Source organism: Leisingera sp. ANG-DT, assembly GCF_000813785.1.
Classification (GTDB): domain Bacteria; phylum Pseudomonadota; class Alphaproteobacteria; order Rhodobacterales; family Rhodobacteraceae; genus Leisingera.
This window is the reverse complement of record NZ_JWLE01000005.1, coordinates 304717-321774: the sequence shown is the minus strand read 5'-3', so window position 1 is coordinate 321774 and position 17058 is coordinate 304717. Positions and strand designations below refer to the sequence as shown.

At 63.2% G+C, this 17058-nt stretch carries 16 protein-coding genes and 1 tRNA gene; 9 read left to right on the top strand and 8 right to left on the bottom strand.

Translation table 11 applies throughout. The features are described from left to right. Positions 1-45: 45 nt before the first annotated feature. Complete coding sequence (gene mtaB / locus RA21_RS06805; RefSeq protein ID WP_039147476.1) at positions 46-1308, bottom strand: tRNA (N(6)-L-threonylcarbamoyladenosine(37)-C(2))-methylthiotransferase MtaB; 1263 nt, start codon at positions 1306-1308, stop codon at positions 46-48. Beyond that, entirely contained in the window at positions 1305-2147 is an 843-nt protein-coding gene (gene dapF / locus RA21_RS06800) for a diaminopimelate epimerase (RefSeq protein ID WP_039147475.1), read from the bottom strand. Before dapF ends, mtaB begins: the two co-directional genes overlap by 4 nt. A gap of 187 nt (positions 2148-2334) precedes the next feature. Here dapF and RA21_RS06795 point away from each other — a divergent pair. Further along, positions 2335-2410: transfer RNA gene (locus tag RA21_RS06795), tRNA-Lys, on the top strand. Between the two features lie 38 nt (positions 2411-2448). On the opposite strand, the gene radC is transcribed toward RA21_RS06795, so the two are convergent. The 4 genes from radC to dnaK form a co-directional block, all read right to left on the bottom strand. Then, positions 2449-3213, bottom strand: coding sequence for a RadC family protein (radC, locus tag RA21_RS06790; protein WP_039147474.1), 765 nt, complete (start codon positions 3211-3213; stop codon positions 2449-2451). A gap of 153 nt (positions 3214-3366) precedes the next feature. Next, on the bottom strand, positions 3367-3687 hold the full coding sequence (locus RA21_RS21955; RefSeq protein WP_052257608.1) for a hypothetical protein: 321 nt from the start codon (positions 3685-3687) through the stop codon (positions 3367-3369). A 127-nt stretch (positions 3688-3814) separates the two neighbouring features. Next, positions 3815-4975: a molecular chaperone DnaJ gene (gene dnaJ / locus RA21_RS06780; RefSeq protein WP_019297573.1), complete on the bottom strand. Its 1161-nt coding sequence runs from the start codon at positions 4973-4975 to the stop codon at positions 3815-3817. Positions 4976-5052: 77 nt separating this feature from the next. Then, positions 5053-6999: a molecular chaperone DnaK gene (gene dnaK / locus RA21_RS06775; protein ID WP_275041405.1), complete on the bottom strand. Its 1947-nt coding sequence runs from the start codon at positions 6997-6999 to the stop codon at positions 5053-5055. Between the two features lie 189 nt (positions 7000-7188). Here dnaK and RA21_RS06770 point away from each other — a divergent pair, with 189 nt between their 5' ends. Beyond that, positions 7189-7791: an alpha-ketoglutarate-dependent dioxygenase AlkB family protein gene (locus RA21_RS06770; protein ID WP_039147472.1), complete on the top strand. Its 603-nt coding sequence runs from the start codon at positions 7189-7191 to the stop codon at positions 7789-7791. A gap of 72 nt (positions 7792-7863) precedes the next feature. On the opposite strand, the gene RA21_RS06765 is transcribed toward RA21_RS06770, so the two are convergent. Both RA21_RS06765 and RA21_RS06760 read right to left on the bottom strand, forming a co-directional pair. Beyond that, a complete protein-coding gene (locus RA21_RS06765; RefSeq protein WP_019297576.1) occupies positions 7864-8469 on the bottom strand; it encodes an SH3 domain-containing protein in 606 nt (201 codons plus the stop codon). Between the two features lie 35 nt (positions 8470-8504). Beyond that, positions 8505-9326 carry an ABC transporter permease gene (locus RA21_RS06760; protein WP_019297577.1) on the bottom strand — a complete coding sequence of 274 codons (822 nt, stop codon included), beginning with the start codon at positions 9324-9326 and terminating at the stop codon, positions 8505-8507. 111 nt (positions 9327-9437) lie between these two features. On the opposite strand from RA21_RS06760, the gene cysQ reads away from it, so the two are divergent. The 7 genes from cysQ (at position 9438) to RA21_RS06725 (ending at position 17056) form a co-directional block, all read left to right on the top strand. Continuing rightward, a complete protein-coding gene (gene cysQ, locus RA21_RS06755; protein ID WP_039147471.1) occupies positions 9438-10235 on the top strand; it encodes a 3'(2'),5'-bisphosphate nucleotidase CysQ in 798 nt (265 codons plus the stop codon). After that, positions 10235-11035, top strand: a complete 801-nt coding sequence (locus tag RA21_RS06750) for a 3-deoxy-manno-octulosonate cytidylyltransferase (RefSeq protein WP_019297579.1) — start codon at positions 10235-10237, stop codon at positions 11033-11035. The genes cysQ and RA21_RS06750 overlap by 1 nt, the downstream gene beginning before the upstream one ends. A gap of 178 nt (positions 11036-11213) precedes the next feature. Then, a complete protein-coding gene (galU, locus tag RA21_RS06745; RefSeq protein ID WP_019297580.1) occupies positions 11214-12107 on the top strand; it encodes a UTP--glucose-1-phosphate uridylyltransferase GalU in 894 nt (297 codons plus the stop codon). 46 nt (positions 12108-12153) lie between these two features. Continuing rightward, entirely contained in the window at positions 12154-13137 is a 984-nt protein-coding gene (galE, locus tag RA21_RS06740) for a UDP-glucose 4-epimerase GalE (protein ID WP_039147470.1), read from the top strand. Between the two features lie 2 nt (positions 13138-13139). After that, entirely contained in the window at positions 13140-14180 is a 1041-nt protein-coding gene (locus RA21_RS06735) for a glycosyltransferase family 2 protein (protein WP_019297582.1), read from the top strand. Positions 14181-14372: 192 nt separating this feature from the next. Further along, on the top strand, positions 14373-15359 hold the full coding sequence (locus RA21_RS06730; RefSeq protein ID WP_039147469.1) for a glycosyltransferase family 2 protein: 987 nt from the start codon (positions 14373-14375) through the stop codon (positions 15357-15359). After that, complete coding sequence (locus RA21_RS06725; protein ID WP_019297584.1) at positions 15356-17056, top strand: DUF5927 domain-containing protein; 1701 nt, start codon at positions 15356-15358, stop codon at positions 17054-17056. The genes RA21_RS06730 and RA21_RS06725 overlap by 4 nt, the downstream gene beginning before the upstream one ends. Positions 17057-17058: the final 2 nt, after the last annotated feature.

Genomic DNA, 17058 nt, shown 5'->3' with positions numbered 1-17058 from the left:
GTGAGATTTAGCGGGTAGGAGCGGGGAAAGCAATTCCCCTCTGGGTCAGGCCACCAGCTGGCTGCCTGCCGTACCGGTAATGGCGGCGGTGACGATCCGGCCTTCTTCCTGGGGGGCTGCGAACGCCACTTCCGTGAACTGTTCGGTGCGGCCCATATGCGGGTTTTCCATCAGAATGCGGTGGGTCTTGCCGACCTGCTCTGCCAGATGGCGTTCCACTTGCGCATCGCCGGCCGCGCGCAGGCGGGCAGCACGCTCCTTGATCACGTTGCCGTTCACCTGGTTCGGGATCTTCGCCGCCGGGGTGCCCTCGCGCTTGGAATAGGGGAAGACGTGCAGCCAGGTCAGATCGCAGTCGGTGACCAGTTTCAGCGAGTTCTCGAAATGGGCGTCGGACTCGGTCGGGAAGCCTGCGATGATGTCGGCGCCGAATGTCATCTCCGGACGCAGGCGGCGGGCCTCCTCGCAAAACGCGATGGCGTCGTCGCGCAGGTGGCGGCGGGCCATGCGTTTCAGGATCAGGTTGTCACCATGCTGCAGCGACAGGTGCAGATGCGGCATCAGCCGCGGCTCGGTGGCGATTGCCTGCATCAGGTTCTCGTCCGCCTCAATCGAATCGATCGAGGAGATGCGCAGCCGCGGCAGGTCCGGCACCAGCTTCAGGATCCGCATCACCAGGTCGCCCAGGCGGGGCTGTGCGGGCAGATCAGCGCCCCAGGAGGTGAGGTCCACGCCGGTCAGAACCACCTCGTTGTAGCCCCTGTCCACCAGCCGCTTGATCTGGTCGATCACCACGCCCGCGGGGACCGAGCGGGAGTTGCCGCGGCCGTAGGGGATGATGCAGAAGGTGCAACGGTGGTCGCAGCCGTTCTGGACCTGCACATAGGCGCGGCTGCGGGTGCCGAAACCGTCGATCAGGTGGCCTGCGGTCTCTGTCACCGACATGATGTCGTCGACCTGGACCTTCTCCGTGGTGCCGATGAAATCCGGGCCCTTGGCGATCTGCTGCCAGGTCTCGGGCTGCATCTTCTCGGTGTTGCCGATGACGCGGGTGACCTCTTCCATTGCGGCAAAGGTCTCCGGCTCTGTCTGGGCCGCGCAGCCGGTCACGATGATCGGCGCCTCCGGATTTTCGCGGCGCAGCTTGCGGATCTCCTGGCGCGCCTTGCGCACGGCCTCGGCTGTTACCGCGCAGGTGTTGACCACCACGGCGTTCTCCAGGCCTGCCTGCTGGCTCAGCTCCTTCATCGCCTCGGTCTCATAGGCATTCAGGCGGCAGCCGAGGGTGGTGAACTTGGGCACGCTCATGCCAGCGACTCCAGGAATTTGCGGGTGAAGGTGCCGTCGAACACATGCATGGTCGGGCCGGTCATCCAGACGCCGTCCTCGGTCCAGTCGATCCACAGGGTGCCGCCATCCAGATCGATCTGCACCTTGCGGCCCGTCAGGCCGCGCCGGGCGGCTGCAACGGCGGTTGCGCAGGAGGAGGAGCCGGAGGCCAGTGTCACGCCTACACCGCGCTCCCAGACGCGCATGCGGATGCGGTCGGGGCCGGTGACCTGGGCGACCTGTACATTGGTGCGCTGCGGGTAGAGCGGGTGGTGCTCGTAGCGGGGACCGAACTCCGCCAGCGGGATGACCTCGGCGTCCTCGACAAAGAAGGTGCAGTGGGGGTTGCCCATGCCGGTGGCGGTGGGCCCGCCCTCGATCGGCAGTTCCAGCGTGTCCGCTTCCTCGGCCAGGGGAATGTCCTGCCAGTCCAGCTGCGGCGCCCCCATGTTGACGGAGGTGAGCCCGTTGCCGGCGTCGCGGGCATAAAGGTCGCCGCGGTCCGTGGTCAGGTGCAGCTCCGGCTTGCCGGTCTCCAGGATCAGGTGGCGGGCGATGCAGCGGGTGGCATTGCCGCAGGCCGCAGAGGTGGAGCCGTCGGCATTGTAGAAGGTCAGATGCGCGTCGCCCGGCCCGTTCGAGATCACCGTCAGCTGGTCAAAGCCGACGCCGAACTGGCGGTGCGCGATTCCCTTGGCCATCGCCGGGGTGATGGCAATGTCCTGCGCGCGCGCGTCGACAACGACGAAGTCGTTGCCCAGCCCGTGCATCTTCATGAAGGGGATTTTTATGTCTGCCGAGGTGCTCATGGCGGGCATATAGACCCGGCGCGGAGATGAATCCAGCCTTCGGTGAGAAAAGTTGAAAAAAGGGGTTGACCCCCCGCCGCACTGGCCCTAGATACGCCGCCTATCGGGACAGCGTGACACACACCGCCACGCCGGACCAAAGCGAAATAAGTGCTTGAACCTTCTGGGAAAAACACTTAGACCGCGACGAAGAAGTGGGCCGTTAGCTCAGTTGGTAGAGCAACTGACTTTTAATCAGTGGGTCGCAGGTTCGAATCCTGCACGGCTCACCACTTCCTCCCAAAACCGCTGATGATGACTGAGAAATGCGCTACAGGTATCCCTGAGCGCGGAAGCTGAGTTCGGCGGATTTTCCGATGATCAGGTGATCGTGCAGGGTGATTCCCAAGGCGCTGAGGGCGGCCTGGATCTGATCCGTCATACCGATGTCACTGTCCGAGGGCGTGGGGTCTCCGGACGGGTGATTATGCACCAGAATCAAGGCGCTGGCGTTCAGTTCCAGGGCGCGTTTGGCGACCTCGCGGGGGTAGACGGGCACGTGGTCGACGGTGCCGCGGGCCTGTTCCTCGTCGGCGATCAGGACGTTCTTGCGGTCCAGGAACAGGATGCGGAACTGCTCTGTCTCGCGATGCGCCATGGTGGTGTGGCAATAGTCCAGCAGCGCGTCCCAGCTGGAGATCACCTGGCGCTGCATCACCCGGGCGCGGGCCATGCGGTGCGCGGCGGCCTCCAGCACCTTGAGGTCAGTGATGACCGCGTCGCCGATGCCCCTGACCTGCGCCAGCCGTTCCGGTGCGGCTGCCACCACGCGGTTGAAATCACCAAAGGTATCAAGCAGTTGACGCGCCAAGGGTTTCACGTCGCGGCGCGGGATGGAGCGGAAGAGAACCAGTTCCAGCAGCTCGTAATCGGGCATCGCGGCGGCGCCGCCGGCCATGAAACGCTCGCGCAGGCGGGCGCGGTGGTCCTTGATGTAGGAGGGCAGGCGGCCGGGGGAGAGCGGGGCCGCAGGGGCCTCCTCGCTGCCGGGAAACAGCGGCAGGGAGACGTCCTCGAATGCGGGGTCCTGTGCCATGGCGCCATGGTGCCGCCATCATGGTTGAGGAAGTGTTAATGGATGCCCTGCGAGAGTGGCGGAGGGGCGGCTGTAAGGGGGTGACAGGCGTGCACCCCTTGTGCACCCCCTGTGCACCGCCGCAGCGCGGCGTGGGGGATAGTGAGCGGGCGTCTATGATCCCGTTTCGATGGATTTGTAGAACCCAGACCAATCCTGAGGTTCTGGGAACTTAGTTTCAAACTGAATTCTGTCGTTGGTTTCCAGCTGCGAAAACCACGCGCGAAAATTTCTCATGTAGTCTTCTCCGCCGCCCATGCGCCAGCACATCGAAGTATGGCCGTAACCAGGGATCTCGCACCAGGGCGGTATGATTGTTCCTTCATTGACGCGCTTGTCCCACGCGGCATTCGCCTTGGCGATGCCATCCTCCATAAATGCCATGGCGTCATCAGGGATTTTGCCGTCGATGATCTTCCATTCTTTGTTGGCCACTACTGAACCTCTTTATAAAGAAAGCGCCCCGGCTGGGACGCTTTCAGAAAGTCGGAGAGGTGGCAATGCCCGGGGCTCCGCCCGTTCGGCCCTGAAACCGTCCCCCGGACGGTTTCCTAGACGGGCCTCACCCCTTCATCCCATCCCAGAAGCTTTTCACCGAAGAGAAGAAGCTGCGGGATTCGGGGTTGGTGTTTTCCTCGGATATGTCCTCGAACTCGCGCAGAAGCTCCTTCTGGCGGGCGGTGAGGTTCATCGGGGTTTCCACCGCCAGTTCGATGAACATGTCGCCGGTGGCGCCACCGCGCAGCGCCGGCATGCCCTTGCCGCGCAGGCGCATCTGGCGGCCGGACTGGCTGCCCTCGGGGATCTGCACCCGGCCGCGGCCGCCGTCGATGGTCGGCACCTCGATGGAGCCGCCAAGCGATGCCTTGGCCATGCTGACCGGCACCCGGCAGTAGAGGTTGTTGCCGTCGCGCTCAAACAGCTTGTGCGGGCCGACCTCGACAAAGATGTAGAGATCGCCCGGAGGGCCGCCGCGCAGGCCGGCTTCGCCTTCGCCCGCGAGGCGGATGCGGGTACCGGTTTCCACCCCTGCCGGGATGTTCACCGACAGCGAGCGGTCTTTTTCCACCCGGCCGTGGCCGTGGCAGGATTTGCACGGGTTCTTGATGATCTGGCCCAGGCCCGAGCAGGTCGGACAGGTGCGTTCAACGGTGAAGAAGCCCTGCTGCGCGCGGACCTTGCCCATGCCGGAACAGGTCGGGCAGGTAGTGGGCTCGACGCCGCCCTCAGCCCCGGTGCCCTCGCAGGAGGTGCAGGAAACGGAGGCCGGGACCTTGATGGTCTTGTGCAGCCCGCTGAAGGCTTCCTCCAGAGAGACGCGCAGGTTGTAGCGCAGGTCTGCGCCGCGCGATGCGCGCTGGCGTCCGCCACCGCCGCCGCGCTGGCCGCCCATGAAATCGCCGAACAGGTCGTCGAACACGTCGGAGAAGGCGGAGGAGAAATCGCCGCCGCCAAAGCCCTGGCCGCCGCCGCCGCGCTGGCCGCCGCCCATGCCGTTTTCAAAGGCAGCATGGCCAAAGCGGTCATAGGCCGCCTTTTTCTCGGCGTCCTTGAGGACGTCATAAGCCTCGTTGGCTTCCTTGAACTGCGCCTCGGCGTCCGGATTGTCGGAGTTCCGGTCGGGGTGCAGTTCCTTGGCCTTCTTGCGAAAGCCTTTTTTGATTTCGTCTGCGGTGGCGCCTTTGGCCACGCCCAGAACGTCGTAATAGTCACGTTTTGACATCGGTTACCCCATCTGCCTCAACGAAAATGGGCCGGTCCGGGGTCGGACCGGCCCGCCTTGGCCTGAGTGCTCAGGCGTTAGCGCTTGTCGTTGTCCAGGTCTTCGAACTCGGCATCGACGATGTCGTCATCTGCCGGGCCTGCGGCTTCGTCAGCTGCTGCCGGCTCGTCGTCGCCGCCTTCTTCGGCCTGCGCCTTGTAGATCGCCTCGCCCAGTTTCATCGCAGCTTCGGTGACGTTCTGGATGCCGGATTTGATCTTGTCGGCGGTTGCCTTCTCGTTCTCCAGCTCGTCCTTCAGCGCGGCCACGGCCAGCTCGATCACCTCGACAGTGGACGGGTCGACCTTGTCGCCATGCTCTTCCACCGATTTCTCGGTCGAGTGGATCAGCGATTCGGCCTGGTTCTTGGCTTCGATCAGCTCGCGGCGTTCCTTGTCCGCCTCGGCGTTGTCCTCGGCGTCCTTGACCATCTTTTCGATGTCGTCGTCGGACAGACCGCCGGAGGCCTGGATGGTGATCTGCTGTTCCTTGCCGGTCGCCTTGTCCTTGGCGCCGACCGACACGATGCCGTTGGCGTCGATGTCGAAGGTCACTTCGATCTGCGGCATGCCGCGCGGTGCCGGCGGGATTTCCTCGAGGTTGAACTGGCCGAGCATCTTGTTGTCGGCCGCCATTTCACGCTCACCCTGGAACACGCGGATGGTCACGGCGTTCTGGTTGTCTTCCGCGGTCGAGAACACCTGCGACTTCTTGGTCGGGATGGTGGTGTTGCGGTCGATCAGGCGGGTGAAGACACCGCCCAGGGTTTCGATGCCGAGCGACAGCGGGGTCACGTCGAGCAGCACCACGTCCTTGACGTCGCCCTGCAGAACGCCGGCCTGGATGGCAGCGCCCATGGCAACCACTTCATCCGGGTTCACGCCCTTGTGCGGCTCCTTGCCGAAGAACTTGGAGACCTCTTCGATGACTTTCGGCATCCGGGTCATACCGCCGACCAGAACCACCTCGTCAATGTCGGAAGCCGACAGGCCTGCGTCCTTCAGGGCCGCCTTGCACGGGTCCATCGAGCGTTTGATCAGGTCGGAGACCAGGCTTTCCAGCTTGGCGCGGGTCAGCTTCATTACCATGTGCAGCGGCTGGCCCGAGGACGGGTCCATCGAGATGAACGGCTGGTTGATCTCGGTCTGCGAGGTGGAGGACAGTTCGATCTTGGCTTTTTCAGCGGCTTCTTTCAGGCGCTGCAGGGCCATCTTGTCCTTGGACAGATCGACGCCGTTTTCCTTTTTGAACTCATCCGCCAGGTAGTTGACGATGCGCATGTCGAAGTCTTCGCCGCCCAGGAAGGTGTCGCCGTTGGTCGACTTCACTTCGAACAGGCCGTCGTCGATTTCCAGGATGGTCACGTCGAAGGTGCCGCCGCCGAGGTCATATACGGCGATGGTCTGGGTGTTTTCCTTGTCCAGGCCATAGGCCAGCGCAGCTGCGGTCGGCTCGTTGATGATGCGCAGCACTTCGAGGCCCGCGATCTTGCCGGCGTCTTTGGTGGCCTGACGCTGGGCGTCGTTGAAGTAGGCAGGCACGGTGATCACCGCCTGGGTGACTTCCTCGCCCAGGTAGGATTCCGCGGTTTCCTTCATCTTGCCCAGGGTGAAGGCGGAGATTTGCGACGGGGAGTATTTCTCACCCTTGGCTTCCACCCATGCGTCGCCGTTGCCGCCGTTGACGATGGAGAACGGCACCATCTTCTTGTCTTTTTCGACGGCGGGGTCGTCGAACCGGCGGCCGATCAGGCGCTTGACGCCGAACACGGTGTTGTCGGGGTTGGTGACGGCCTGGCGTTTGGCCGGCTGGCCGACCAGGCGCTCGTCGTCGGTGAAGGCAACGATCGACGGGGTGGTGCGCGCGCCCTCGGCGTTTTCGATCACGCGGGGCTGGGAGCCATCCATGATGGCCACGCAGGAGTTGGTGGTACCCAGGTCGATGCCGATAACTTTGCTCATTTGCGATCCCTTTTTACTACTCAAGGCGATTACCCGAGGCCTGAACCCGTTGCGGCATCCTGGCCCCGATTGTTTTGCGGTTTGGTCTGCACCTTGCCGCGTCCCGGCGTATATAGGGACGTGAAAACGGCCCTGCAAGCGCCAGTGCACGCCCGGAGGCGTGAATCAATGCGCTTTTTTGCAAGGGCTATGGTTAAGGATGGATGAACGGCAATGACCCTGCTGCGGGTGCGCGGATTTGATGTTCACAAGGGGTATCTCGATGGCGTCCGGCAGGCGGCGCTGATCGAGGCCTTGCGGGGGGTGCTGAAGGCGGCGCCGCTGTTTTCGCCCAAGGTGCCGGGCGGCGGGCAGATGTCGGTGCGGATGACCTCGGCCGGACGGTTCGGCTGGTATTCGGATGCCAAGGGCTACCGCTATGCGGAGCAGCACCCGGCGGGGCGGGACTGGCCGGCGATCCCGGCGGAGGTGCTGGAAATCTGGGCGGAGCTGACCGGGCTGGAGCGGCAGCCGGAATGCTGCCTGCTGAACTATTATGGCGAGGGTGCGAAGATGGGGCTGCACCAGGATAAGGATGAGGCGGATTTCTCCTTTCCCGTGGTTTCCATTTCGCTGGGCGATGACGGGCTGTTCCGGATCGGCAGCCAGACGCGGGGCGGCAGGACGGAATCGCTCTGGCTGAGTTCCGGCGACGTGGTGGTGATGGGGGGCGAGGCGCGGCTGACCTATCACGGGGTGGACCGGATCCGGTTCAAGTCGTCGCGGCTCTTGCCCAAGGGCGGGCGGATCAACCTGACGCTCAGGGTGGTGACGTGACGCTGGCGGGGCGCAAAAGTTTTGCCGAAAACTTTTGCCAAGACTTTTGCTGAAAAGTCTTGGGGCCGGCGGCTAGGGCACCAGCGAGCAGCAGCCGGTCAGGACGTCGAGCTGGCCCGTGCCGCGCAGGTGCAGCAGGTCGATCGAAATGCCATAGCTGCGGTCCGACATGCCGTCGGTGCAGTGTTGTGACGTCAGGGTGCCGGACAGGCTGGCGGTTCCTGGTACGGACGTTTCGTTGCTGGGGTGGTGGACAGCGTGGAAGCCGGATTTGCCGCTGTGGCCTGCTGCCCGCTGCCTTGCCAGCAGTGTGAAGCCGGTGACCGGGCCCTCCGGGGTGGTCATGCGGGCGGTGTCATCCAGGGTCAGGGACCAGAAGGGCTCGGTGCCGAAGCAGTCCAGCGCCTGTCCGTGCATCATGCGCCAGTCGTTTTGGGGTTGCAGGCTCAGATACCGCAGGGCGGCCCAGCCGGATTGCTCGCCGCTGTTCACCTGGCCCCATTTACCGCTTTCATCCGCTAGAATCACTTCCACACCGGTTTGATCCGGTGCCAGGGTTCCGATGACTTCAGCACTGGCGGAGGGGGTGCTGCGGATGTTGAGCACGTCATCAGCTGCAACACCGGTGACACTGTGGAGCGCGGGATACTCCTGCGCTGCGGCGGGCAGAGCCAGCAAGGCCAGCCAAAGAAGGGCAGCAGCGTGCCGCCCCCTCACCGGCGCGCGTTCCAGCTGAGGGAGACATGGCGGCGGGTGTAAAACTCGCCCATCAGGCCGATCACGATCAGAACCAGCGCCACCCAGGCGGCATACTGCCAGGAGCTGAAATGCGGGTTGTAGTTGATGAAGACATAGCCGCGCGACTGGTCGATGCAGTGGAACAGCGGGTTCCAGTCGAACATTGCCAGCATGAAGCTGGGCAGCGTGTTGGCCAGGAACATCTTGCCCGAGGCAATCATGTTGGCGCGCTGGTAGATCATCATCAGGATGCTGACAAAGCTTGGCGCCCAAGGCTTCAGAACCAGAAACACCAGCCCCACGCCGAACCCGGTGATCCAGGCCAGCAGCACCATGCCGAAGGCGGGAATGGGTTCCTCGATATGCACAGGCGTGTAGGCGACGTGATAGGCAAACAGGATGATGATCAGCGACAGAACCTGAATATAGAGCGCGCCGATGGCGGCGGACAGCAGCGCCACCATCGTGTTCATCGGCGCGTGCTGCATCATAGGGCTGCTGGGGCCCTCAGCGCCGGCAACGGCACTGACAGTCTTGGTGTGCACCATGAACAGGTAGACGCCGGACATCACATAGAGCAGAAAATCGCCGCGGATGGCGGAGCCGCGCAGGCCCAGCACCGCAAACATGACATAGAAGGCCAGCACGAACAGAATCGTCTGCAGCAGGTTCAGGCCAAGTGCGATGAAGGCGTTGTTGTGCTTGGAGCGGACGCTGCGCACGGCGGAGTGGAACACCACTTCGCTCAGGGAAAGAAATCCGGACATCCACGATTGCTGCGTGCGCTGCTGAAACATGAACCTGCGTTCTCTGCTCTTATCTGATGCGGCTGCTTGCCGTTCTGCTGTCTGCGCATCATAAGGGGCAACAGGCAAATTTTCAATTAAACCCGTGTTGGGGAGACCTGCGTGACTTATGAAGACCTGGTGCCCGTGATCCGCAAGCTGGCCATCGAGGCCGGTGCAAAGATCATGGAGATTTACAATTCCGACGATTTCGACGTGAAGGTGAAATCCGACGACAGCCCGGTGACCGAAGCGGATGAAGCGGCGGATGCGCTGATCTCGGCCGGTCTGCGGGCGGCATTTCCGGGCGTGATGCTGGTCACCGAGGAGCAGGCGGCCTCGCACAAGGAGCGCGGCGACACCTTCCTGATCGTCGATCCACTGGACGGCACCAAGGAGTTCATCCACCGCCGCGGCGATTTCACGGTGAACATCGCGCTGGTGGAAAACGGCGTGCCGACCCGCGGCGTGGTCTATGCGCCGGCGCGGCAGCGGATGTTCTTTACTCTGGCTGACGGCAGCGCGGTGGAGGAGACCGGCAGCTTTGATCCGGAAACCATCGGCGCAACCCGGGTGATCCGGGTCGCAGACAGCGACAATTCCGCGCTGATGGTGGTGGCGTCGAAATCGCACCGCGACCAGGCCACCGACGACTACATCGGCAAGTACAATGTGAAGGACAGCAAGAGCGCCGGCTCCTCGCTGAAGTTCTGCCTGGTTGCCACTGGCGAAGCGGATATTTATCCGCGTGTCGGCCGCACCATGGAATGGGACACCGCCGCGGGCCATGCGGTGCTTGCAGGCGCTGGCGGCAAAGTGGTGCGTTTTGACGATCATTCCCTGCTGAAATACGGTAAAGAGGGCTATGCCAACCCGTTCTTCATCGCCTATGCACCAGCTGTGGAACTGAAGGAAGCCTGATGTCCGTCCTGATTGTCATCCCCGCCCGCTATGCCTCGACCCGCTATCCCGGCAAGCCGCTGGTGCCGCTGACCGGCGCCACTGGCGAAAAGCGCTCGCTGGTGGAGCGTTCCTGGCGGGCGGCCTGTTCGGTGCAGGGTGTGGACCGGGTGGTTGTGGCTACGGATGACGATCGCATCAAACAGGCGGCGGAAGCGTTCGGGGCCGAGGTGGTGATGACCTCGCCGGAGTGCGCCAACGGCACCGAGCGCTGTGCCGAGGCGCATGCGGCGCTGGGCGGCGGCTATGAGGTGGTGGTGAACCTGCAGGGCGATGCGCCGCTGACTCCGCATTGGTTTGTCGAGGACCTGGTGGCCGGGCTTAAGGCTGCTCCCGGAATGGGGCTGGCAACGCCGGTGCTGCGTTGCAACGGCGAAACGCTGAACAGCCTGCTGGCGGACCGGAAAGACGGCCGGGTCGGTGGCACCACGGCAGTATTTGCCGCGGACCACAGTGCGCTCTATTTCTCCAAGGAGGTGGTGCCCTATTGCGGGCATGTCTACGGGGATGGCGAAAACACGCCGGTCTTTCACCATGTCGGGGTCTATGCCTACCGGCCGGATGCCTTGGCAGCGTATCCTGATTGGGATACAGGGCCGCTGGAACAGCTCGAAGGGCTGGAGCAGCTGCGATTCCTGGAGAACGGGCGCAAGGTGCTCTGTGTTGAAGTTGAGGCGCGCGGCCGTGAATTCTGGGAGCTGAACAACCCGGAGGATGTGCCGCGGCTGGAAGCCATGATGAAGAAAATGCGGCACGAGTGAGTGAATTATGTTAAAGAGAAGCCGAATGAAAAGGGCGCTGCTGCAAGACGGCAGCTGGGGGCAACGGGCAGTTGCTTTACATTTTGTTGGAGACAGCCGGGCATAATGCGCGCCAGCTTATCAGCGCCGTTTGGCGGCTGCGGCGGCCAGCCCGGAATTTGAGTGCAGAGAGAACCACATGCGTAAAAAAGTAACCAAAGCGATTTTTCCCGTTGCGGGTCTGGGAACCCGTTTCCTGCCGGCAACCAAATCCGTGCCCAAGGAAATCATGACATTGGTCGACCGGCCGCTGGTGCAATACGCCATCGACGAGGCACGGGCTGCCGGGATCAAGGAATTCATCTTTGTCACGTCGCGCGGCAAGGGTGCGCTGGAAGACTATTTTGACCACTCGCCGGTTCTGGAACAGGAGCTGCGCAAGAAGGGCAAGGATGAGCTTCTGGAGATCCTGAAGAGCACCGACATGGAATCCGGTGCCATTGCCTATCTGCGCCAGCACAAGGCGCTGGGCCTGGGCCACGCGGTGTGGTGCGCCCGCCGCCTGATCGCCAACGAGCCCTTTGCGGTGATCCTGCCGGACGACGTGATTGCGGCAGAGAAACCCTGCCTGCAGCAAATGGTCGAGGCCTATGAAGAAACCGGCGGCAACATGGTTGCCGCGATGGAGGTTCCGCCGGAGAAGACCTCTTCCTATGGTGTGCTCGACGTGAAAGAGGACATGGGCCGGGTGGTCGCCGCCAACGGCATGGTGGAAAAGCCCAAGATGGAAGACGCGCCGTCGAATCTGGCGGTGATCGGGCGCTATATCCTGTCGCCGTCGGTTCTGAAGAACCTCAACAAGATGAAGTCCGGCGCCGGCGGCGAGATTCAGCTGACCGATGCGATTGCCGAGGATATCGCCCAGGACGTGCCGGTTTACGGCTACCGCTTCAACGGGCAGCGGTTCGATTGCGGCTCCAAGGCGGGCTTCCTGCAGGCGACCGTCGCCTTTGCGCTGGCGCGCGATGAGCTGCGGGATGACCTGATGAGCTACATCACCGAGATCGCGCAGGTCGGCAAGGCCGCGCAGTAACCAAACTGGCCGCCCGTCCGGGGCGGCCCAGCATGGGGCAGAGACAGTGATCAATATCCTCGTGACCGGCGGTGCCGGATACATCGGCTCGCACGCCTGCAAGGCGCTGAAGGCGGCGGGTTATACGCCGGTGACCTATGACAACCTGGTGACCGGCTGGCAGGATGCGGTGAAATTCGGACCCTTCGAGAAAGGCGATCTGAACGACCGCGCGCGGCTGGATGAGGTGTTTGCCAAGTACCAGCCGGCCGCGGTGATGCATTTCGCGGCGCTGAGCCAGGTCGGCGAGGCGATGAGCGAGCCGGGCCGCTACTGGGCCAACAACACCGGCGGGTCGCTCAATCTGGTCGAGGCTGCGGTGGCGGCGGGATGCCTGGATTTCGTGTTCTCCTCGACCTGCGCCACTTATGGCGAGCATGACAATGTGGTGCTGGACGAAAACACTCCGCAGCTGCCGCTGAACGCCTATGGCGCTTCCAAGCGGGCAGTTGAAGATATCCTCAAGGATTTCGGCGCTGCACACGGGCTGCGGTCGGTGATCTTCCGCTATTTCAACGTGGCGGGCGCTGATCCTGAGGCCGAGGTGGGCGAGTTCCACCGCCCCGAGACCCATCTGGTGCCGCTGGTGCTGGATGCGATTGCGGGCAAGCGCGATGCGCTGACCATCTTCGGCACTGACTATGACACCCCGGACGGTACCTGCATCCGCGATTATGTGCATGTCTGCGACCTGGTGGATGCGCATGTGCTGGGCCTGAAGTGGCTGGAAGGCGGCAAGGGCAGCCAAGTGTTCAACCTGGGCACCGGCAGCGGTTTTTCGGTGCGCGAGGTGATGGACAAGGCGGAAGCCGTGACCGGGCAGAAAGTGCCCTGCAACACCGGCGCGCGCCGGGCGGGCGACTGCACCAAGCTGGTGTCGGGATCGACCCGCGCGGTCACCGATCTGGGCTGGGAGCCGCGCCGCTCTACCTTGGAAACGATGATTGCTGATGCCTGGAAATGGCATAAGACGGGCCATTACGAGGGCTAAGCATGACTGGCCCCGCCGCTCCTGATCTGCCGCCGCTGGGCCTCACCGGGGCTTACCGGATGCGGTGGAAGCGGCGGCGGATGCTGTGGCGGGCGCTGCGTGCCCGCCGGCAGATGCAGAAAACGGCGGACCGCACCCGGCAGATCCCCAATGCCGGCGTTCTGGTTTTTACCGTTCTGCGCAATGAGATCACCCGGCTGCCCTATTTCCTGGAGCATTACCGGCGGCTGGGCGCCGCGCATTTCCTTGTGGTGGACAATGGCAGCGATGACGGCAGTGCGGAGTTGCTGGCGGAGCAGCCGGATGTCTCCCTGTGGCGCGCTGAGGGCAGTTACCGGGACACGCGCTTTGGCCTGGATTGGCTGGGCTGGCTGCTGATCCGCCATGGCCACGGGCGCTGGTGCCTGACCGTGGATGCCGATGAGCTGCTGGTCTACCCCGGCATGGACGCGCACGGGCTGGACGATTTGACCCGGCTGCTGGAGCAGCAAGGGCGCGCGGGGTTCGGGGCGCTGATGCTGGACCTTTACCCCAAGGGGCCGCTGGGCGCCCGGACCTATGCGCCGGGGCAAGATCCCGGCGAGGTGCTGCAATGGTTCGACGAAGGCCCCTACCGGGCAGTGCGGCAGCAGCCGAAGGGCAACCTGTGGGTACAGGGAGGGGCGCGGGAAAGAGTGTTCTTCCAGGATCAGCCGGAACGCTCGCCGACGCTGAACAAGCTGCCGCTGGTGCGCTGGAACCGGCGTTATGCCTATATCAATTCAACCCATTCCATGCTGCCGCGGCAGCTGAACATGCTGTATGACGGACCCGGCGGCGAGGCGCCGTCCGGCGTGCTGCTGCATACGAAGTTCCTGCCGGAGATTGTTTCCAAATCGGCAACGGAAAAGCAGCGCCAGCAGCATTTCCATACACCGCAGGAATTTGATGTGTATTACGACCGGATCACGGAGGCGCCGGATATGTGGCACGCCGGGTCGGTCCGGTACCGCGGACCGGACCAGCTGGCGGCGCTGGGGTTGATGACACCGCTGGCCTGGTGACGCCTGGGCGGCATCGCCTGAACTGTTGCAACTGCGCCGTGCGCCCGCGTAACTGTTTCTAAATCCGTTGTTAATAGACTACGTGCGTGACATATTGCGCGGAAACTTGCCGCTGGCAGAAGGCTGGACCGGGCAGGTGCGCTCCTTGGATAGCGGTTTGGAGTAGACGTGGGGCTTTGGGATTCTTACCGGATGCGGTTGCGGCGCAAACGGCGGCTGGTCCGCGCGGTGCGCAAGTCCGGTGAGCTGTCGCCTGTGCAGGACAACACAAGGGCGATCCGTCCGGGGGATATCTTGCTGGTCTGCACCATGCGCAACGAACAGATACGCCTGCCCTACTTCCTGCAGTATTACCGCGGCCTGGGCGTCAATCATTTCCTGTTCGTGGACAATGGCTCTACCGATGGCACCACAGATTATCTTCAGGGAATGGAAGATGTCTCGCTGTGGCAGACCACCGCCAGTTACAGGCGGGCGGGTTTCGGCATCGATTGGATGAACTACCTCAAGCGCAAGTACGCGCATGATCACTGGGTGCTGGTGGTCGACCCGGATGAGTTCTTTATCTACCCGTTCTGCGACACGCGGCCGATCCGGGCGCTGACCGACTGGCTGGACAATTCGGCGATCCGCAGCTTCTCGGCGATGCTGCTGGATGTGTACCCCAAGGGCCGGATCGGCGAGGTGCCGTATCAGCCCGGGCAAAACCCGCTGGAGATTGCCCACTGGTTCGACAGCGGCAATTACACCATCAGCCGCAACAAGGAATACGGCAACCTGTGGATCCAGGGCGGGCCGCGGGCGCGGGTGTTCTTCGCCGATGAGCCCAAGAAGGCACCGGCGCTGAACAAGATTCCGCTGGTCAAATGGCACCGGCGCTATGCCTATGCCAGTTCCACCCACGCGCTGCTGCCGCGCGGGCTGAACCAGGTTTATGAAAGTGATGGCGGCGAAAAAGCCAGCGGCGCGCTGCTGCACACCAAGTTTTTGGATACCTTCACCGCCAAGGCTGAAGAGGAGCTGGTGCGCGGCCAGCATTATGGCGGGTCGGCGGAATACAAGGCCTATGCCGCCAAGATGGCGGAGCAGCCGGAGCTGTGGTGCAAGTGGAGCGAGAAATACATCAACTGGCGCCAGCTTGAGATCCTGGGGCTGATGTCCAAGGGGAACTGGGCATGAGCACGGTTGGGATTGTCATGCTGGTGCACACGGCGCTGGACCGGGCGGCGCAGGTGGTGCGCCACTGGACCGCAGCGGGCTGCCCGGTGGTGCTGCATGTGGACCGCAATGTCAGGCGTGACGTGTTTGACCGGTTCCGGCAGTCGCTGGATGGCAGCCCGCTGGTGCGGTTCTCTGCCCGCCACCGCTGTGAATGGGGCACCTGGGGCATCGTGGCGGCTTCGCAGTCGGCCTCCGAGGTGATGCTGGCGGAGTTTCCGGATGTGCGGCATGTCTATCTGGCCTCCGGCTCATGCCTGCCGCTGAGGCCGGTGCAGGAGCTGGCGGATTATCTGGCGGCGCGTCCGGAGACCGATTTCATTGAAAGCGCCACCACCGCGGATGTGCCCTGGATCGTTGGCGGCCTGAGCCATGAGCGGTTCACGCTGCGGTTCCCGTTTTCCTGGAAGAAGCATCGCTATCTGTTCGACCGCTACGTGAACTTGCAGCGCAAGCTGCGGTTCAAGCGGCGGATCCCGGCGGGGCTGGTGCCGCATATGGGCAGCCAATGGTGGTGCCTGACCCGGCGGACCCTGGCGGCAATTCTGCAGGACCCGGAACGTCCGGCCTATGATGCCTATTTCCGCAAGGTGTGGATCCCGGATGAAAGCTACTTTCAGACCCTGGCGCGGCAGTATTCCAGCAATATCGAGAGCCGCTCGCTGACGCTGAGCAAGTTCGATTTCCAGGGCAAGCCGCATATTTTCTATGACGACCACTTGCAGCTGTTGCGCCGCTCCGACTGCTTTGTGGCGCGCAAGATCTGGCCCCATGCGGAACGGCTCTATCAGGCGTTTCTGACTGATCCGGCCGGGGCGATGAAAGGCGCGGAGCCCAATCCGGGCAAGATCGACCGGATCTTTGCCAAGGCGGTGGAGCGGCGCACCCGCGGGCGGCCGGGCCTCTATATGCAGAGCCGTTTTCCCGGCCACGGATCGGAGAACGGGATCACTTCCAGCCCCTATTCGGTGTTCCAGGGATTTGCCGAGCTGTTCGAGGATTTCGAGATCTGGCTGGCCCGGACAACCGGCGCCCGGGTGCACGGGCATATCTTTGCGCCCGAGGGGGCGGCGTTTTCTGAAGGCCAGACCCTGATCAACGGCTGCCTGAACGGCAACGCGAAGCTGCGCGACTACAATCCTGAGAGCTTTCTGACCAGCCTGATCTGGAACACCCGCGGCGAGCGCCAGTGTTTCCAGTTCGGCCCGCGCGACAACCAGGCTGTGAACTGGCTGGTGGCGCGGGACACCAATGCGCAGGTATCGGTCATCAGCGGCGCCTGGGCGGTTCCGCTGTTCAAGTCCAGCCGCAGCTTTGCGGAGCTGCGCCAGGAAGCGGCCCGGCTGCAGCAGCGCGAAGCCGAGCAGCTGCAGATCCTGCGCTCGCAATGGACCAAGGCGCGGGTGCGGATCTGGACGATGGCAGAGTTTGTCGAGGCGCCGATGGAGCCCTTGCAGACCATCATTGACGAGATCGGCCCGCTGGCCGCGCGGCATCTGGGTGAGGCGCCGAGGATGACAGATCTTGAAGGCTTCGGGCAGTTCCTGCAGAATCTGAAAAACCAGGGCATGCATCCCTATCTGATGGGGGATTTCCCGGTCGGGCAAAGCCCTGCCAGCCCACCGAAGCCGCAGCGTAAACCCTATCTGGTGCGATAATT